The organism is Phycisphaeraceae bacterium (genome assembly GCA_019636555.1).
Classification (GTDB): Bacteria; Planctomycetota; Phycisphaerae; order Phycisphaerales; family UBA1924; genus JAFEBO01.
On sequence record JAHBXH010000001.1, the window covers coordinates 1,295,246 to 1,309,680 of the forward strand.

General features: G+C 62.0%; 16 protein-coding genes and 1 tRNA gene. 9 read left to right on the plus strand and 8 right to left on the minus strand.

From position 1 onward, the window contains the following. Window positions 1-11: 11 nt before the first annotated feature. Together rpsP and KF691_05320 are read right to left on the minus strand one after the other, a co-directional pair. Window positions 12-374 carry a 30S ribosomal protein S16 gene (gene rpsP, locus KF691_05315; GenBank protein ID MBX3388856.1) on the minus strand — a complete coding sequence of 121 codons (363 nt, stop codon included), beginning with the start codon at window positions 372-374 and terminating at the stop codon, window positions 12-14. Between the two features lie 159 nt (window positions 375-533). Then, window positions 534-619: transfer RNA gene (locus KF691_05320), tRNA-Leu, on the minus strand. Window positions 620-715: 96 nt separating this feature from the next. Here KF691_05320 and KF691_05325 point away from each other — a divergent pair. Continuing rightward, entirely contained in the window at window positions 716-1,408 is a 693-nt protein-coding gene (locus KF691_05325; protein ID MBX3388857.1) for a DUF4396 domain-containing protein, read from the plus strand. 10 nt (window positions 1,409-1,418) lie between these two features. Here the strand turns inward: KF691_05325 and KF691_05330 are convergent, their stop codons facing one another. The 4 genes from KF691_05330 to rpsD all read right to left on the minus strand — a co-directional run bounded on the left by KF691_05330 (window position 1,419) and on the right by rpsD (window position 5,422). Then, window positions 1,419-1,853, minus strand: coding sequence for a transcriptional repressor (locus KF691_05330; protein ID MBX3388858.1), 435 nt, complete (start codon window positions 1,851-1,853; stop codon window positions 1,419-1,421). A gap of 29 nt (window positions 1,854-1,882) precedes the next feature. After that, window positions 1,883-2,281, minus strand: a complete 399-nt coding sequence (locus KF691_05335; GenBank protein ID MBX3388859.1) for a response regulator transcription factor — start codon at window positions 2,279-2,281, stop codon at window positions 1,883-1,885. A 320-nt stretch (window positions 2,282-2,601) separates the two neighbouring features. Continuing rightward, complete coding sequence (locus KF691_05340; protein MBX3388860.1) at window positions 2,602-4,686, minus strand: hypothetical protein; 2,085 nt, start codon at window positions 4,684-4,686, stop codon at window positions 2,602-2,604. 136 nt (window positions 4,687-4,822) lie between these two features. Further along, window positions 4,823-5,422, minus strand: a complete 600-nt coding sequence (gene rpsD / locus KF691_05345) for a 30S ribosomal protein S4 (protein MBX3388861.1) — start codon at window positions 5,420-5,422, stop codon at window positions 4,823-4,825. 255 nt (window positions 5,423-5,677) lie between these two features. On the opposite strand from rpsD, the gene purF reads away from it, so the two are divergent. From purF to KF691_05360, 3 genes are all read left to right on the plus strand, one after another. Further along, on the plus strand, window positions 5,678-7,210 hold the full coding sequence (gene purF / locus KF691_05350) for an amidophosphoribosyltransferase (GenBank protein MBX3388862.1): 1,533 nt from the start codon (window positions 5,678-5,680) through the stop codon (window positions 7,208-7,210). A 66-nt stretch (window positions 7,211-7,276) separates the two neighbouring features. Continuing rightward, window positions 7,277-7,897, plus strand: coding sequence for a hypothetical protein (locus KF691_05355; GenBank protein MBX3388863.1), 621 nt, complete (start codon window positions 7,277-7,279; stop codon window positions 7,895-7,897). Window positions 7,898-8,399: 502 nt separating this feature from the next. After that, window positions 8,400-8,996: a hypothetical protein gene (locus KF691_05360; protein ID MBX3388864.1), complete on the plus strand. Its 597-nt coding sequence runs from the start codon at window positions 8,400-8,402 to the stop codon at window positions 8,994-8,996. On the opposite strand, the gene KF691_05365 is transcribed toward KF691_05360, so the two are convergent. Then, the gene (locus tag KF691_05365) at window positions 8,964-9,404 is read right to left on the minus strand and encodes a transposase (protein ID MBX3388865.1); all 441 of its coding nucleotides are present in this window, start codon (window positions 9,402-9,404) and stop codon (window positions 8,964-8,966) included. The genes KF691_05360 and KF691_05365 overlap by 33 nt on opposite strands. A gap of 242 nt (window positions 9,405-9,646) precedes the next feature. On the opposite strand from KF691_05365, the gene KF691_05370 reads away from it, so the two are divergent. The 4 genes from KF691_05370 (at window position 9,647) to smpB (ending at window position 12,855) form a co-directional block, all read left to right on the plus strand. Beyond that, window positions 9,647-10,621 (plus strand): ABC transporter substrate-binding protein, encoded by a 975-nt coding sequence (locus tag KF691_05370; GenBank protein ID MBX3388866.1) that lies wholly within the window; start codon window positions 9,647-9,649, stop codon window positions 10,619-10,621. Window positions 10,622-10,765: 144 nt separating this feature from the next. Next, entirely contained in the window at window positions 10,766-11,476 is a 711-nt protein-coding gene (locus KF691_05375) for a fumarylacetoacetate hydrolase family protein (protein ID MBX3388867.1), read from the plus strand. A 13-nt stretch (window positions 11,477-11,489) separates the two neighbouring features. Further along, complete coding sequence (locus KF691_05380; protein ID MBX3388868.1) at window positions 11,490-12,332, plus strand: class I SAM-dependent methyltransferase; 843 nt, start codon at window positions 11,490-11,492, stop codon at window positions 12,330-12,332. A gap of 28 nt (window positions 12,333-12,360) precedes the next feature. After that, window positions 12,361-12,855 (plus strand): SsrA-binding protein SmpB, encoded by a 495-nt coding sequence (gene smpB / locus KF691_05385; protein ID MBX3388869.1) that lies wholly within the window; start codon window positions 12,361-12,363, stop codon window positions 12,853-12,855. Window positions 12,856-12,910: 55 nt separating this feature from the next. Here the strand turns inward: smpB and KF691_05390 are convergent, their stop codons facing one another. Beyond that, window positions 12,911-13,342, minus strand: coding sequence for a F0F1 ATP synthase subunit epsilon (locus tag KF691_05390; protein ID MBX3388870.1), 432 nt, complete (start codon window positions 13,340-13,342; stop codon window positions 12,911-12,913). Window positions 13,343-13,431: 89 nt separating this feature from the next. Between KF691_05390 and KF691_05395 the strand changes: the two genes are divergently transcribed. Further along, complete coding sequence (locus tag KF691_05395) at window positions 13,432-14,415, plus strand: iron ABC transporter permease (GenBank protein ID MBX3388871.1); 984 nt, start codon at window positions 13,432-13,434, stop codon at window positions 14,413-14,415. Window positions 14,416-14,435: the final 20 nt, after the last annotated feature.

Sequence of the window (14,435 nt, forward strand, 5' to 3'; positions counted from 1 at the left end):
CGCAAAGCGGATCAGGCCTTGGCTTCTTCCTTCTTCTCGCCGGCTGCGGCCTGAGCGGCGGCTTCGGCGGCCTTCTTCTTCTCGACGCGTTTGCGGTCGTGCTCGCGGTCCTTTTCCCAAAGAGAGACATCGACGAGCTTGCGCTTGGCGAGGAAGTCACGGACGGTATCGGTCGGTTGAGCGCCCACCGAGATCCAGTGCTTGACGCGCTCTTCGTTGATCTGGATTTGCTTGGCGGCATCCGTCTCGATCGGATTGAACCAGCCGAGAGCCTCGATCACGACGCCGTCGCGGCGGGTGCGCTGATCGATCGCGGCGAGGCGGTAGAACGGGCGGTTGTGACGGCCAAAGCGCTGAAAGCGAAGACGAACCATCGGACACTCCAGTCCCCCGGCACCCCCGGCCTCGCAGAGCGTGGCGCGGGATTCAACGGGGCATTTCGGGTTGTTCCATCGACGCGGAGGAAGCGTTCCGCCGCCCGCCGATGGGCCAAGATTCTAGGCGCCAGCACGGGCGGCGGTCGAGTCAGGGAATGGCCCCGGTGGGACTTGAACCCACACTCCCCTTGCGGGAAAAGGGATTTTAAGTCCCTTGCGTCTGCCGATTTCGCCACGGGGCCCTCTGGAATGGTCAGTGTACGAAACTCTATTCGCTTTTCATTTCATCCCGGTCTTGGAGAATCGACGGGACGGGCTTGGGCCCCGAGAGGAAGAAAATGACGGACTCGCTTGAGTGGATCGCGGTCGTATCTCTGGTCGTGGCGTTTGTCAGCTTTGTTGTCGTCGCTGGCGACATCGCGCTTGGGCGCCGCCAGCACATGTGGATCATGAACCTGGTCTGGCCGCTGACCATGCTGTACGCCGGGCCGATCGGACTTTGGGCCTACTACAGCTTCGGCCGACGCAAGGCGCATGGTGCGGGTCACGCGATGACGGATGCACGCGGCAGTATGAAACCCAAATCCCCGGGATGGCGTGCCGTCGCAACCGGAACATTGCACTGCGGCAGCGGCTGCACACTGGGCGATATCGTCGGCGAATCGCTTGTCGGCGCGGCGGGCTGGACGCTCGCCGGGAAGGCCATGTGGGCCGCGTGGATCGTCGATTTTCTCTTCGCCTACTTCTTCGGAATTGCCTTTCAGTACTTTGCGATCAAGCCGATGCGTCAGTTGCGTCCCGCGCAAGCGCTAATCGCGGCAGTCAAGGCCGATACGCTTTCCCTTGCAGCTTGGCAGATCGGGATGTACGGATGGATGGCGATCGCCACATTCGCAATCTTTGAGAGAGAACTCGATAAGTCGGGTCCTCTTTTCTGGTTCATGATGCAGATCGCGATGCTCTGCGGATTTGTCACCAGCGTCCCCGCCAACTGGTGGCTGATTCGGGCGGGAATCAAGGAACGGATGTAGCCGGTCGCCGTTAGTGATGGTGGTGATTCGAGTGAGCGCGCGGGCGCTTCGACGCCGGCTTTGGCGCACTTTGCTTGCGGTTGCACGGCGCACAAAGCCCGAGCAGCAGGAGGTCGTGATTCTCCAGTGTGAAGCCTTCGGGGGCGAGCCAGGAAAGGTCTCCCGGGCACTGCTCGACCTCGTACATTTTGCCGCAACCCCGGCAGTAAAAGTGGTGATGATGGCCCTTGCCGGCGATCTCGTATCGAGGCGGTTCGCCGGGGAGACTGACCTCGACAATCCCGCGGTCGGCGACAAGCGCCTTGAGCGTGCGGTAGACCGTCGCCATTCCCATGCCGCGCACGCGGCGCTGCGCGAGATCGAAGACCTCGCGGGCCGAAACGGGCCCGTGCGCCTCGCTGATCACCGATTTGATCGCGCTGCGCTGCTTGGTGTTTCTTTCCATTCGGCTCACACGCGATTTTAGCGATCGAACTAAGCGGTCGCGAGCCCCTCGCGTATGGCGTAACGCGCGAGGGCAACCCGGTTGTGGATGCCGAGCTTGCTCATGATCGAAGTACAGTGATTGTCGATGGTCTTGACGCTCAGGAACAGGGACTCTGCGATGCGCTTCTTCGAGAGCCCTTGCGCCAGCAAGCGGAGTACTTCGAGCTCTCGTGGAGAAAGGCGTCGCTGGTTGGAACGAGAATTCTCGAGCGTGTTACCCTCGCGCGCCAGAAACTCAACGTACGCGGGAGACGCATAGACGGCGCCGGAGAGCACAACCCGCACCGCCGGGCCGATATTCTCCGGCGGCTCATCCGCGCAGAACACGTTCTGGATGTTGAGCAAGCGCAGCGCAGCAAACACGCGTTCGTTGTTTTGCGAAAGCACCGCGAGCGTTCGCGCTCCCGGATGCTTGGCAGCGACGGAGGCGAAATCCGGCGAAGGATCGAGCTCTGAGCAAAGCAGCAAAACGAGTTGCGCGGGCTCCGAAATTGGTGCGGTGCAACACGTCGTGTCGCCTACGCCGTGTGCGGACAACCAATCACCCATCGCCGCCGCGTGAAGCGGGCAGCCCCCGGCTACGATCAGCCTCGGAAGCCCCAAAGACATGTGCGCTACCCCAAGCCCCTCAATGGGCTGAGGTTAACAATAATCGGGCAACCGCGGTCTGTGAGGACAATTCCCCAGAAACTGGCAAGTAAACGTTTTCAGCCCGCCGGGGACGGGGTTGGGCTTTCTGCATGCTCAGCGGGCTGTGACGGCGTTGTGACAGGCGCGGGGGATGTGGCCGGCGTCTGGGCGGGGCTTTCCTCCTCGTCTGAGCCCCTTGTGAGATCAACAAACTTCATTCTGTCTCTCATCGCCGAATAGCCGAAGGCGTCACGCATCGACTTCATGGGAAGTTCTTTGGCGGCATAGATCGCCCCGAATGAATCCGCTTCGTTTCGCATGCGCTCCACGCTGACCGGCGCCCGCCCGATCAGTTGAACGATCGCGACCGTCAGCGGCTTGGGCATCACGATCGCGAGCGTTCGGTCGTCCGCCGGATAGTCGATGATCGGCTTGAGGGGGTCGAGCTTCTTCGCGGCGTTCATCACCGCTTCGCGATACTCGGGTTGATTGAACGTCGAGTCGGCTCCTTGGATGTTGTTCGCCGTGACCGCGATCTTGCGGCGCTGAACCGGGGCCGATGCACCCGGAAATGCCTGGGTGAAATAGCGGGCGACCCCGTCAAGACCCTCGGTCGTCGCGATCGTGCGCATCAGTTCTGCCTGTGCCGAAAGCTTGTCGAACTGGTCGAGCGCCTTCGCGTCGATCTCCACCTGGGCACGAACCTCTTCAAGATTCGCGGGCGGCTCGTCCTTGCGGGCTTCCAGCACGATGAAGTAATACCGGTTGCCTTGCGAATCCTGTGCGTAGGTGTCGAATGGGACGCCGACCTGAATTGTCACATCCGAATCGTTCCCTGCGATCTCGCGCACGCGGAACGCGAGTTCCGGCAGCGGAAACTGCTTCGATCCGACACGCACCACCGAGTCGCCGATGCCGGCGATTCCCGTGAGTTCGGCGCGGGTGAGGAATTGATCCGACTTGACAACAACCTGCGGCAGCGGAATCGTGACCCCGCCAATCTCCTTGGCGTTCGTCACAGTGAGCTGCGCCAGCTGCTCCATGCGCGGCATGCGGCTGAGCCAGTCCGGGGGAAGCACGCGATAGCCGCCCTTTGTCTCGATCTTCCCGAGCATTCGGATCGTTTCGGCTTTCACCGCCTTGTCGATCGTGGAAAGAATGGATTCGACGCGCTGTTCTCGCAGCTCGTCTTCAACTCTGGTACGTTCGGCCGCGAAGTCTCCCGGAAATTTGTCGCGGTTCTGGCGCCAGTACTTGTTGACCTCGACGGGATCGAGCACGACGCTCGCGGCGATCGCGGCGCGGTCGATCGTCATCCACTCCAGCTTGATACGCGCCGGGAGGCGATAACCGAACCCGTGATCGCCGTCGCCCCGCTTCACGTCCTTGAACTCGTTGAAGAGCTTCTGCACAAGCTCCGGCGAAGGCGGCGCACCGAGCGGCGCGATGACTTTGGCGAGCATCAGCGTCTGGTCGACGTACACGACATCGCCCGATTCGTCCGCCTCCAGCAGCGCGCGCTTGTCCGAGACGCGATGGGCCTCGCGCCACGCCGTTTGCATGCGACCGATCGCGTTTGCCTTCGCGAGCGCGAGCTGCACATCACGGTCTGAGACGTGCGCCGTACGCGACGCTTGTGCGACCGCGATGTCCATCCGCTTCCCGGCTTCTTCTTCGATGGCCTTGCGCTTCACCGGGTCGGAAAGCTCCTGGTTTGCAAGCATGTCGAGATATTGCGGCGCCTGGCGCAGAAAGGGATTGCGCTGGAGCGCCGCGCCCTTGGCGAGCTGCGGAACGAGCAGGCCGTCGCGCAGGTCCTTCGCAAACTGCTTCCCGTCATCGAGCGTCGCCATGAACCCGCCGTCCTGCGCCGCCCGGGAGAGGAGAAGCCAGTGCCGCTCATTCTCCGCGCCGAAAAGCTCCTTCGCGAGATCAAACCGCAAGCCGATCGGATCGAGCAAAGACCGGAGCACGTCGTACTCGTTCCGCGCCCGGTTCATGTCGGCGGCGGTGACGGACGATCCCTTGACCGTCGCCACCTTGCGCGAGAGTTGATCGCCGATGAAGAGCTGATTGGCCTGCGGCACGATGAACGCGACCATCAGCACCACGCCGAAGGCTACGAGCATGTACTGCCGGTATTTGTTGATGACTTTGACCATGTGGATTCCGCGAAAGAACCCGGGTCCCTGCCCGGGGTGGAGATCATAGAGAACCAGGCAAAGAAGAACGCCCGGCCCGTGAACATCGGACCGGGCGGAGAAAGCGGGAAAAGGGGCTTGGGCAGCCCCCGTTTGTTTAGCGGTAGAACTCGACGATAAGGTTCGCGTTCACATCGAAGGGGATCTGGTCCGTTGTCGGCATCGCGACAACCTTGACCGTCATCTCCGACGGATTGAACTCGATCCAGCCGGCGACTTCGAGCCCGGCGAGCGACTCCATCGCCTCCTTGCCGAGCTTCTGGGCCTTCTCCTTCAGGGTGATCACGTCGCCGACGCGCACGACGTATGACGGACGGTCGACCTTCTTGCCGTTGACGCGGACGTGTCCGTGAACGACCATCTGGCGTGCCGCCCAGATCGTCCGCGCAAGGCCCGCACGACGCACGACGTTGTCGAGGCGACGCTCGAGGAGTTGCATGAGCAGGTCGCCGGTGTTGCCCGGGCGACGGCTCGCTTCCGCGAGAATGCGCCGGAACTGGGCTTCCTGCACGCAGTAGTGGAACTTGACCTTTTGCTTCTCGTTCAGGCGGACGCCGTAGTCGCGCAGGCGCCGGCCGCGGAAGCCGTGCATGCCGTTGGCTTGCAACTGGCGCTTCGAGGTGTGCTTGGGGGTGTCGACGATCGGGGTGCCGACGCGACGAGACAACTTGAGCTTGGGACCGGTATAACGGGCCATCGAAAACCTCCGTCCTCACCCGCTAGCCAAATCGCTTTGGCGTCGCCGCGGGGGGTGCTGGTCGTGGATCCAGGAGGAACCAAGCCAGCGATCTTGAACAAGCCGGGAAACCGAGACTTCGGGACCGGCGATCCGGGAAACCGGTGCGGCAAGCCGACCGGTACAGGGGTGAATTGAAGGCCGCTCTTTCGCTCCGGTCAATCTTCACATTGCCCGTCCGGAAGGGCATCAGCGGGCATCGCTAGACTCCGCGCGATGTCTCGGCGCGTGCCACTCCAAGTTCTTTCGCGGTCAATTCAAGAGAGCAAGGCTGCGCACCACGCCGAAACGCTTCCTGCCTACGAAAAAAAAGAAAAATGCGGCGTCATCGCCGTCTGGGGTGCTCCGGATGCGGCGCGCAAGACTTATCTCGCGCTGTACGCCCAGCAGCATCGGGGGCAGGAATCCGCGGGAATCTCCGTTTCCGACGGCAAGAAGCTCGTTTGCCACACCGGGATGGGCCTGATTCCCGAAGTCTTCACGCAGGATGTGCTCGAAGACCTTGCCGCGCATCCAGCGGTCGGTGCGATCGGGCACAACCGCTATTCCACCGCCGGCGGCTCGATGCTCTGCAACGCGCAGCCCTTGCTCACGGCGTATGTCGGTGGACAGGTCGCACTCGGGCACAACGGCAATCTGATCAACGCCGAGGCTCTGCGGCTGGAATTCGAGCGTGCAGGTCACCTGTTTCAGACGACCAGCGACACCGAAGTCATTATCCATTTACTGGCGTCGCCTCAACAACAGAGCCAGCCTGATCCGCTCGCCGCCACGCTCCGGCGTTTGCAGGGCGCGTTCAGCCTCGTCTTTCTGTTCCCGGATCGCATCGAACTCGCGCGCGATCCGTGGGGATGGCGCCCGCTTGTGATCGGAAAATTGCCGGGCGGGGGCGGGGGCGGGGGCGAGGGTGGGGGTGGAGTTGTCGCTGCAAGCGAGACGGTCGCGCTCGATGTGCTCGGGGCGGAATTCATCCGCGAGGTCGAGCCGGGCGAGATCGTGACGGTTTCTGCCAAAGGAATCGAGAGCCGCCGCTTCGCGCCTGTCGCGCAGCCGCCGGCGCACTGCGTTTTCGAGCACGTCTATTTCGCAAACCCCGCGAGCACGATCTTCGGGCAGAACGTGCAGATCACGCGCGAGTCGCTCGGCGCGCGGCTCGCGAAAGAGGCGCCGGTGCTCGCCGACTTCGTAATGCCGATGCCCGATTCGGGTCGGAGCGCCGCCCACGGGTACGCGCAGGCGAGCGGGCTTCCGTATCGCGAGGGCATCGTGCCGAATCGCTACGTCGGCCGAACGTTTATCAAGCCCTCGCAGGCCGAGCGCATCGCCGCGGTGCGGCTCAAGCTCAACGTCATCGCCGACATCGTGCGCGGGAAAAAGGTTGTGGTGGTGGACGATTCCATTGTCCGCGGCACGACGACCAAGGCCAAGATGGACCAGATCCGCCAGGCCGGTGCGAAGGAGATCCACCTTCGCATCAGTTGCCCGCCGATCCGCCACCCGTGCTACTTCGGGGTCGATTTCGCCACGCGCGATCAGCTCATCGCGCACAATCGCAGCATCGAGGAGGTGCGGCAATTCCTCGGCGTCGACTCGCTCCGCTACCTCTCGCTCGAAGGCCTGCTCTCGTGCATGGTCCGACCCGCGCCGAACTACTGCACGGCTTGCTACAGCGGCAACTATCGGCTCGATCCGGAAAAGCCGGAGACGGGTGAGATTGTCGAGGGTGAGCAGATGAAGATGTTTGGGTGAGTGCGAGAACTCGGTCGGGCGCTCTCGCCTCGCCGATTCGGCCGTCGAAATTCATATGATCAGCCTGTGCGTAAGCGGCTGATGTTGAGATCGAATCCGTCTCGAGTTCAATCAGGGCCGTCGTCGTTCTGGGGATGGAAGGTGCGCGATCATCGCGACAACGTGCATTTGTTTGGAGCGAAGAACGCTCCTCACGGCAGGCGGGCTGCAGAGGTCAGAAAGACATATCGGCGACAATGGAAAGAAATCAGGATCGGCGTAAGACGAATGCGGCTTAGCGACTGGAACCTGCTCGCGAGCTTCGCATTGCCCGGTTTGATCGTGTACGGAGTTGTGATAGGGCTCACGGAGTGCGCGTTGCCCCTCGGACGGGTGCTTTTGCCCCGGTACTTTGATCCGAAATCTGCTCAAGCGCGGCCAATGAGTGACTTATACGTGAGTATTTCGCTGGCAATTCTGTTTTGGCTTGCAGTGGCCGTCGGGGCCTGGACTTTTTTGCATTGGATGTTCCGACGGTGGACGATCCCACAACTCGCGCGCATCAAGTTGCTGGAGGGGCTTTGCGCGTCTTGCGGGTATCCGATTCGAAAGCTTCCCGCCGCTTCTGATGGCTGCACGGTGTGCCCCGAATGCGGCGCCGCGTGGAAGCTGGTACAGACGATCAGCGGAACCGGGAACCGCGAATGAATGCCGATGATTCCGAAATCGCGAAGCGCGTGCCCACGGGTTGGTGGTTCTTTGGCGCAACGGTCATCGACGATCGCGGCAGGCCGTTTCGATTTAGTCGCGGAACACGCGAAGAACGTCAAGCAGCACGTGCACGACTCGCCACACTTCCGATATCCCAACTTCCGCCGAGGAAATGGACAGATTCTGCTGGTCCACTCCTGTCAATAGCAATTGCGTTGCTAGTCGTGTGGAATAGCTGGACATCGCACGGAACACTCAGGTGGTCGGACTTGATCTTGCTTGGCGTTATCGTCGCAGTCTCGTTGCTCTCACTAACGAAATGGTCGCCGTTGCCGGTAGGGCCGCGGATTGCAATTGAGGCTCACAATCGTCTCGTTCGCGGGTGTTGTGCCGCATGCTCCTATGAGCTTCAGGATCTGAAGGAAAAAGAGATTTCGATCTGTCCCGAATGCGGGGCCGCGTGGAAACTAAACGCTCCGCCATCCGAAAGAGAACCCGCGTGAGCGAAACGCGTGCGCCAGCTTCTCGCTTCCTGCCCGATCCGGTCAAACCCGGCCCGTTCGGCCTCCGCTACACGGTCCTCGATCATCGTGGAATGAGGCGTCCCCTTGCAAGCGCAACGTGGGCCGAACGTGTGGCCCACGCTCCGAATGCCGGACGTTTTCTCCCCAAGTTCCCGATGAGCGCTTCGACGATCGGACTAATACTGCTCGTAGTTGCCGCGACGTTCGCGATGCAGGATGCCGGCTCGCGGCTTGCAGCTACCTTTTCGCCGGGATCATCGGTCGCAAAGACCGCGATTCAGTTGCTCGGCCTGTTCGGTCCGCTCTTGTTCACCGTGGTCCTTCTCCTCGCGGGGCTGGTCTTCTCGGCATCGCGGATCTGGATGCCCGCGGTTGCGCGCTACTGGCTCTCGATCGGTCAGTGCGCGAGTTGCCGGTACGACCTTGCGAGAGTCGAGCCCGCACCGGATGAATACGTGGTTTGCCCGGAGTGCGGCGCGGCGTGGAGAATTAGTCGTGAGAGATCAGAGAATCCGACTTCGAGCTCGGAGCCGCCGACTTCAGTCGGCGCGGTCCAAGATCATCGGCGCTGATGAATCCGGGCGAATGCTTGCTGACTTTTGAGGCGCGCGATAGACAATGAGCGGCTTTTCTTGTTGAAGCACATACCGAATCGCGCCACGGATTGATGGTCCGTCGGGCAAAAGTCGGTGCGAACCGTTCCGTGTCCACCAAGTGATCGCGGGTGGCTTTCCGAAACGCTGAGATAATCGCCGCGCCGAAACGCCCTTGAATCGCCGGAGGACTTCAGCCCCCTCCAGTCGGGGTGAGTGAACAACGACATGGCAATGGCCTCGCATGATTGCAAAGGCGCCGATGCGTCCAGCAGCATTTTGAGAAGCCTCTTCGAAAGCCAGTGCGCAGACTTCCGCGTGCCTGGGCGTGAGCCAAACTTCAACGCCCTTCACTTGCTTTAGAGCTTCATCAAGAATGCGCGGCATGTCGCGGTCATAGGGGGTTCCGACTTGATTGTGAATCACATGTCCTGCGTCAGTGGGTACGCGGCTCACGAATCCCCGTTCGTCGCCCGGAAGCCATGTTCCGTGCGTTGTCCAAGTGAGAAGATAAACGCCACCCCGATTCACGCCTCTGATCGTAACGAATGCGAAGCCCGCGCGGACTGAAGTCCGCGGCTCCGAGTTCTCGCGCGGGCCCTTGTCTTTGGTTCGGCTAGCATCGCCCGATGCCCGCAATTCCCCTCATCCTCGCCCACTCCCCCGACCCCGACGACGCCTTCATGTGGTGGCCGCTCACGGGCAAGATCAATTCCGATGGCACGCCGCAGCCCGGAGATGCAGGACAACCCCGCATCGACACCGGTCGTTTCGCCTTTCGCGCGCTCCCGGCTGATATTCATGTCCTGAACCAGCGTGCTTCCAAGGCAGCCGATCTCGAGATCACCGCGCTCTCCGCCCGCGCATACGCAGATGTCAGAGATCGTTACATCATCACATCCTGCGGCGGCTCTTTCGGCGATGGTTACGGGCCCAAAGTGGTCGTGCGGGGCGATCACAGCGCGGACGAGATTCAACTCAAGTGCGAAAGCTGCCTCGCCAAACCCGGTGTGCGCATTGCCGTCCCCGGCTTGCAGACAACAGCGTTTCTGCTGCTCGGGCTCGTCCTCGGCCCCGAAATCGCTCGTCAGCGCGAGCGATTTGTTGAGATGCCCTTCGAGCAGATCATCGGCGCGGTCGCCCGGCGCGAGGTCAATGCGGGGCTTGTGATCCACGAAGGGCAGCTCACGTTTGCGGACGCCGGCCTCCGCATGCTTCTCGATGTCGGGGCATGGTGGAAGGAAAGAGCCGGTCTGCTCACGCCGCTCGGGGTCAACGCGATCCGGCGCGATCTCGATAGGTTGCACGGGCCGGGAACCGTGCGCGAAGTCGCGGCACTCCTGAAGCAGAGCGTCGCCTATTCCATGGAACATCGCGACGAATCCACCCGCTACACGCTGCCTTTCGCGCTCGCCAACGTCTCGCGCAGCGGCAACACCGGAGAAGCGCCGACCCTCGAGCGTGTCGAGCGCTATTGCCGCATGTACGTCACCTCTGAAACGCTCGAGATGGGCGAGCGCGGCCGCCATGCAATTCAGCGACTGCTGAGAGATGGTGCGAATGCCGGTCTTTGCCCTGATCCCGGTGAAGTGGACTTGGCGTAAGGTCAAGTCGATTCAGCCGGACAATGCGATCAAAGAAATTCGAAGCCGAGCGTCCGATGCCTTCACTCCAAGGCGTTCTTTCAGCTCTTTGAGTCGAACCTGGAGTTTTTCGCATTCTGATGCCCGGATCGGTATCCTCACGCTATGAATCTCATCCGTTTCGAATTCGGTGTCTCGATCGAACTCGCGGGAGGCAAGCAACTCCCCATCCGCCACATCATCGGCATCGGGATGAACTACGCCAAGCATGCGTATGAACAAGGCAAAGGCGTCCCGGAGCGCCCCGTGCTCTTCACGAAGAATCCGATGTCCGCGTGCGTGAGCGGCGACGACATCATCGTCCCGAAGATCTGCCAGGATCGGCCGCAGGTCGATTTCGAGGCCGAACTCGGCGTGGTGATCGGCGAGAAGACGCGCGACATCTCGAAAGCCGATGCGCTCGGCGCCGTGCTCGGATACTGCTCCGCGAACGATGTCTCCGCGCGATGGTGGCAGAAGGACGGCGCGGGCGGTCAGTTCTGCCGCGGCAAGAGCTTTGACACGTTCTGCCCCATAGGCCCGTCTCTCGTTCCCGCTTCGGAAGTGAAGAACCCGCAGAAGCTGCGGCTCACGACCAAGGTCAACGGGACTCTTATGCAGGATGCGAGCACGAGTGACATGATTTTTGACGTCGCGACCCTCATCCACGAGATCAGCCGCGGCACGACGATTCTTCCCGGCACGCTTATCCTCACCGGCACTCCGAGCGGTGTCGGATTCGCGCGAACTCCCCCGATCTTCCTGAAGGCCGGCGATCGAGTGGAAGTGGAGGTGGAAGGCCTCGGCGTGCTGGCGAACACCGTTCGATTCGAGTGAACTGGAGGGGGCTTTGGCGGGCGTTCTTGACTATGCGATCCGGAAGTTCGTGCCCTCGTTGCCGCCGCTGACGCGCAATCGGGTTCTCATGGCGCCGTTCGACGCGATCGACTATCTCTCGCGCTCCGGCGATCCGGAAATGTCGAGCCTCCCGCCGAATCGTCTGCGCGTCCGGACCGGCGTCGGGAATCGCCTGCTGGGAAACGCCGCATACTGGGTGCGCACCGGACGGGATTTCTGGGATCAACAGGCTTCGTCAGGGCGGGTTTTGGAGAACTCGTCGATTCTCGATCTTGGCTGCGGATGCGGCCGCTGTGCGATCACTCTGAAGAAGTTTGGGATCGGCGGCAAGCCGTTTTCAGGCCGATATGTCGGACTCGATGTCGATCGGGAGATGATCGAATGGTGCTCCGGCCACGTCGGCGACGATCGTTTCCGTTTCTCCCACGTTGATGTGCACAGCGAGGTGTACAACCCGCGCCGCGGCGAAGCGACCGGTGTGCAGTGGCCTGTCGAAGACGGCACGATCGACTTCATGTTCGCCATCTCGGTCTTTTCGCACTTGCTCGAGAACGACTTTGTCGCGTATCTGCGCGAGATCAGGCGTGTGCTGAGGCCCGGCGGGCTCGCCAACATCAGCACATTCTGCATGGAAGATGTGGACAGCGGCGAGAACCGGCGCTGGTCATTCCGGCACAAAATGGGCGCGACTTACGTCGAGAACGTGCGTTATCCCGAGGCAGCGACCGGCTACGAGCGCCAGTGGGTGCTCGATCAGGGCGCGTCCGTCGGGCTTGCACGCTTTGAAATCAGCCCGTCGCCGGTGCAGACCTGCTTTGTTTTCCGCGCGGAGTGACTCGGCGAGGCGAACAATCACGGCTCCCATGAGCCGGAAGAAAGACCAGCCCGACGAACCCACGATCGAGAACCGGCGCGCCCGGTTCGAGTATCACATCGGCGAGACGTTTGAAGTGGGGATCGCGCTCCGCGGCACCGAAGTCAAAAGTGTTCGCGCCGGTCACGTCTCCCTCGGCGAGGGATACGTGCGGGCGAGCAGTTCTCCGCTCGAATTGACGCTTCACAGCGCCAATATCGGGGAGTACGGGCCCGCCGGACCGCTCGGCAACGGTCGCCAGCACGCGCCGACTCGCGTGCGTGCACTCCTCGCGCACAAGAAAGAAATCCTCAAGCTCGCGAAGGAGTCGGAGGTCAAGGGCATGACCATCGTGCCCCTCAAGCTCTATTTCAAGAATGGCTACGCGAAGCTGTTGATCGGGATCGCCAAGGGCAAGGCCAAGCACGACAAGCGCGATTCGATCAAGGAACGCGAGGCCAAGCGGGATATCGACCGCGCGATGACCCGCAAGTCGCACCGGTAAGAAAAAGGGCCCACGAGCACGGGCGTTTGTGACCTTGCGTTGGCGGCCGATCGCCTTAGGCGATCTTCTTGCCGCGGGCGAGCCGTATCTTTTCGCTCGCCGATCGGATCTCGCGGTCGCGCCGCTTGTTCTTGGCTTCGCGGCTCGGATCGTCGATCGAGACGCGATCGTTCTCGAGTTTGTTGAGCTGCGCTTCCGCTTCTGTCGCGTTCAGCTCCGAGACCGGAGTTGCTCGCTCCGCGAGAATCGTCAACTCGTTCTCCGCCATTTGCAGGACGCCGCCATCGATGAAATAGTTACCCGCCGCCTTCGCGTTCCCGGAAAACTCAAGCTTCAATTCGCCGATGCCAAGTTTGCCGAGGATCGGAGCACGCCCGGGCAGGAAGCCCATCAAGCCGTCCCACATCGGAACCACCGCGCTCGAAACCGGCTCGTCGAACAAGCGGGCGGCGGGAGTCACAAGGCGGCAGCGGAAAGTCGAAGCCAAGGCAAACCTCCAATTCCCCGTATCAATGGGGGGCGGGATGGTACGTCGCCGTTCTGCGTTTGGCGAGGGTTTCGCGTAGGCTCCGAAACGTGAGAGCGCGTGCAATTCCCATCCTGATAGGTTTTTTGGTGCTCGCGGCGCTGGCATTTTGGCTGCGTCTGCGGGTCGGCGGTCCGCTGCCGCCGGGCTCGGAACAGATTCTTGAGTTTCGAGCACAGCGTGCGACCGCCGGGCTGATTGTCGGCATCGGTTTGGCAACGGCGGGGGTTCTGCTCCAGTGCCTTTTCCGAAACCCGCTCGCCTCTCCTGAATTGCTCGGCATGTCGAGCGGCGCCGGGGTCGCGGTCATGCTCTGGCAACTCGGCGCGTACCACGCCGGCCTTGGAATCGCGCAGAGCGGCATGGTCAACATCGGCGCCGGCGTTGCGCTCCCGGGCGCGGTCGGCGCGCTCGCACTCACGTATCTGCTGAGTCAACGCCGCGGCAGAGTCGAACCCGTCTCGCTCATTCTCACAGGCGTCATTGTCGGGATCATCGCGGCGGCGCTCATCTCGCTCATCCAACAATTGCTCCCCGATCGGGGCGTCGCGGCGTCGCGACTCCTGCTCGGCGCCATCAACGACGACGTGCGGTGGGGGGGCATCGCCACCGCGGGCGCAGTCACGCTCGCGTGCGCGATCTGGGCGATTTGGCGCGGGAGAGCGCTCGATGTTGCCTCGCTCTCCGACGATGAGGCTCGATCGCTCGGCGTCGCGCTCGGTTGGCTTCGGATCGAGCTCTTCCTGCTCGCGGGTATTCTGACTTCAGTCACTTTTGCGATCGCGGGGCCTGTTGCATTCGTGGGCCTGGTTTGTCCTCACCTCGTGCGCTTACTCATCGGCCCCTCGCATCAAAGGCTTGTCATCGGCGCCGCTCTCCTCGGCGGCGCGATGGTCGTCTTTGCCGATTGCCTCGTCCGTTCGATTGATTTCGGCTCGGGGCGCCTTCCCATCAGTGTGCTCACGGCCCTGATCGGCGGTCCTGTGCTGATCTGGATGCTTCGAAGGCGAAGCGGTCTTCTCACGGCGGAGTGAGCATGAGAGAGCGCGGCAGC

Bases quoted from the DNA above. Each gene is read 5' to 3' on its own strand.
- KF691_05370 (MBX3388866.1), top strand. From the start codon at position 9,647: ATGCCCGCAATTCCCCTCATCCTCGCCCACTCCCCCGACCCCGACGAC.
- KF691_05330 (MBX3388858.1), bottom strand. From the start codon at position 1,853: ATGGAAAGAAACACCAAGCAGCGCAGCGCGATCAAATCGGTGATCAGC.
- KF691_05340 (MBX3388860.1), bottom strand. From the start codon at position 4,686: ATGGTCAAAGTCATCAACAAATACCGGCAGTACATGCTCGTAGCCTTC.
- purF (MBX3388862.1), top strand. From the start codon at position 5,678: ATGTCTCGGCGCGTGCCACTCCAAGTTCTTTCGCGGTCAATTCAAGAG.
- KF691_05365 (MBX3388865.1), bottom strand. From the start codon at position 9,404: ATGCCGCGCATTCTTGATGAAGCTCTAAAGCAAGTGAAGGGCGTTGAA.
- KF691_05325 (MBX3388857.1), top strand. From the start codon at position 716: ATGACGGACTCGCTTGAGTGGATCGCGGTCGTATCTCTGGTCGTGGCG.
- KF691_05375 (MBX3388867.1), top strand. From the start codon at position 10,766: ATGAATCTCATCCGTTTCGAATTCGGTGTCTCGATCGAACTCGCGGGA.
- rpsD (MBX3388861.1), bottom strand. From the start codon at position 5,422: ATGGCCCGTTATACCGGTCCCAAGCTCAAGTTGTCTCGTCGCGTCGGC.
- smpB (MBX3388869.1), top strand. From the start codon at position 12,361: ATGAGCCGGAAGAAAGACCAGCCCGACGAACCCACGATCGAGAACCGG.
- rpsP (MBX3388856.1), bottom strand. From the start codon at position 374: ATGGTTCGTCTTCGCTTTCAGCGCTTTGGCCGTCACAACCGCCCGTTC.